This is a genomic window from Streptomyces boluensis (assembly GCF_009908195.1).
GTDB lineage: Bacteria > Actinomycetota > Actinomycetes > Streptomycetales > Streptomycetaceae > Streptomyces > Streptomyces boluensis.
Genome location: NZ_JAAAHS010000644.1, coordinates 1 through 2220, shown reverse-complemented (window position 1 = coordinate 2220; position 2220 = coordinate 1). Strand labels below are relative to the sequence as shown.

The following is a 2220-nucleotide window of genomic DNA, read 5'->3' as shown; positions in this document are numbered from 1 at the left end:
GTGATGCGCCACGCTGGACGTGGCGCATCACGCGGGCACCCTCGGGCTGCGGGTTCGAGCTGCCGCGTCCGTACCCCTGGTCTCGGTTGGGCCAGTCATTCATACGCACCAGTGTGCAGGCCTGTAAGAGGCGCCCGACAAGGCCTGGGGCAGGATCGGTCCCCGGCTGTTGCAGAGCTGATGCAAAGCGGCCGGGCATAAGGTGGACGGCATGACAGACCAGGCCCGTCCCCCGGAGGCGGAGATTCCGGGCAAGCCGACCGCGGCTTCCCGGACCACGCTGAGCCACATCATGACCCACAACGACACCAACCTCCTGGGCACGGTGCACGGTGGCGTGATCATGAAACTCGTCGACGACGCGGCGGGCGCCGTGGCCGGCCGGCACTCGGGCGGACCGGCCGTGACAGCCTCCATGGACGAGATGGTCTTCCTCGAGCCGGTCCGGGTCGGCGACCTCGTCCATGTGAAGGCCCAGGTGAACTGGACCGGCCGCACCTCGATGGAGGTCGGCGTCCGCGTCCTCGCCGAGCGCTGGAACGAGTCGACCCCCGCCCAGCAGGTCGGCTCCGCCTACCTGGTCTTCGCGGCCGTCGACGCGGACGGCAAGCCGCGCACCGTGCCCGAGGTGGTCCCGGAGTCGGAGCGCGACAAGCGCCGCTACCAGGAAGCCCAGATCCGCCGCACCCACCGCCTGGCCCGCCGCCGTGCGATCAAGGACCTCCGGGACCGCCGGGCCGCCGAGGGCATCGAGGACTGAGCCCCCGCCCTTGCTACCCGCACACCACCTGGTCCCCGGTCGTCACCCCGAACTCGCCCTGGTACGGATCCTCCGCCTGCACCCGCGTGACGCCCTTGTAGTCGGCGCCCGCGATCACCTTCAGCAGTGAGCCCTGCCCCTTGACCGCCTTCAACTGGCAGCCGGGCAGCGCCGTCGCCAGCGACTTCGCCGAACGGTCCCAGCGCGGGTCGTACGCCACGACCGTCCGCTGCGCGCCGGGCTTGTCCGCGGGGACCGGGGCGCCGGTGGTGCGGAAGCCGGTCCAGCGCAGCGCCTTGTCGACCTTCTTGCCGAGGCCCGAGGTCTTCGTGCCGTTCTCCACCTGCACCCGGATCTGCTGCGGCGCCACGGCGACCGCGAGCGCCTTCGGCTTGCGCACCGGGTAGGGCACGAGCGGCTTGTCCTCGCGCAGCGCGTCGAAGAGTTTCTTGGACTTCTTCGGGTCCCACTTGATGGTCGAGCCGATGTTCGGCACCGCGAAGCCCATCTTGCCGATCGGCACCGAGGTGAACTCCGACGAGGCGGGCGTGAAGTTCCGCATCGCCCGGCCGAGGTCGAGCATCTCGTCCGAGCCGAAGGTCTTGTCGGCCCGCACCGAGCCGAGCACCGTCTGCGTCACATCGCGGAACTTCACCGGGTTCAGGAGCACCCCGGACGAGGTGGCCTTGGCGATCACCGCGGCCATGAACCGCTGCTGGCGCTGCATCCGGCCGAGGTCGGCGGCCCCGTCGATATGGCGCGAGCGCACGTACTGCAGCGCCTCGCCCCCGTTCAGCTGGTGCTTGCCCGCCTTCAGGTCGAGGCCGGTGTACGAGTCCTTCAACCGGTCCGCCGTGCAGATCTCCACCCCGCCGAGCACGTCCACCGTCTTCATGAAGCTGGTGAAGTCGACCTCCAGATAGTGGTCGATCTTCACCTTGGTCATGTGCTCGACGGTGCGCACCGTGAGGTTCGGGCCGCCCTCCGCGTAGGCCGCGTTGAGCTTGACCGGGTGCGTGTGGTGCTTCTCGCCGGAGTTCTGGTCGGTGTGGGTGGGCGCCTCCGCGTACGAGTCGCGCGGCAGGCTCACGATGCTGGCCCGGTTCCGGTCCTCCGAGATGTGCACGATCATGATCGTGTCCGTGCAGTGGCAGGGCGCCCCGCCGAGCTGGTACTTCCTGCGCTCCGCCTCGCTGATCCTGTCGCGGCCGTCGGTGCCCACGAGCAGCACGTTCATGCCGTCACCCGCGGTGGGCCGGTTCTTCATGTCCTTGAACGGGTCGACCCGGGCGATCCCGGTGTCAAGGCCGCTCACCACCGCGTGCCCGATCCCGGCGGCTCCGAGCACCACCACGGACAGGGTCGTCGCCACTCGCATGGCCCAGCGCGGTCTCGCCGGCTGCCGCTGAGGCGTACGCGAGCGTTGCTGCGTCTGCGGGCGGGGCCGCTGCCTAGGGGGG

General features: G+C 70.0%; 2 protein-coding genes. One reads left to right on the top strand and one right to left on the bottom strand.

The genetic code is table 11. The features are described from left to right. The first annotated feature begins 211 nt into the window (after positions 1–211). Positions 212–760 carry an acyl-CoA thioesterase gene (locus tag GUY60_RS37015; protein WP_161705890.1) on the top strand — a complete coding sequence of 183 codons (549 nt, stop codon included), beginning with the start codon at positions 212–214 and terminating at the stop codon, positions 758–760. Between the two features lie 13 nt (positions 761–773). On the opposite strand, the gene GUY60_RS37010 is transcribed toward GUY60_RS37015, so the two are convergent. Next, positions 774–2220 (bottom strand): LCP family protein (locus tag GUY60_RS37010; RefSeq protein WP_246236128.1); only part of this gene is annotated, 1447 nt, incomplete at its 5' end.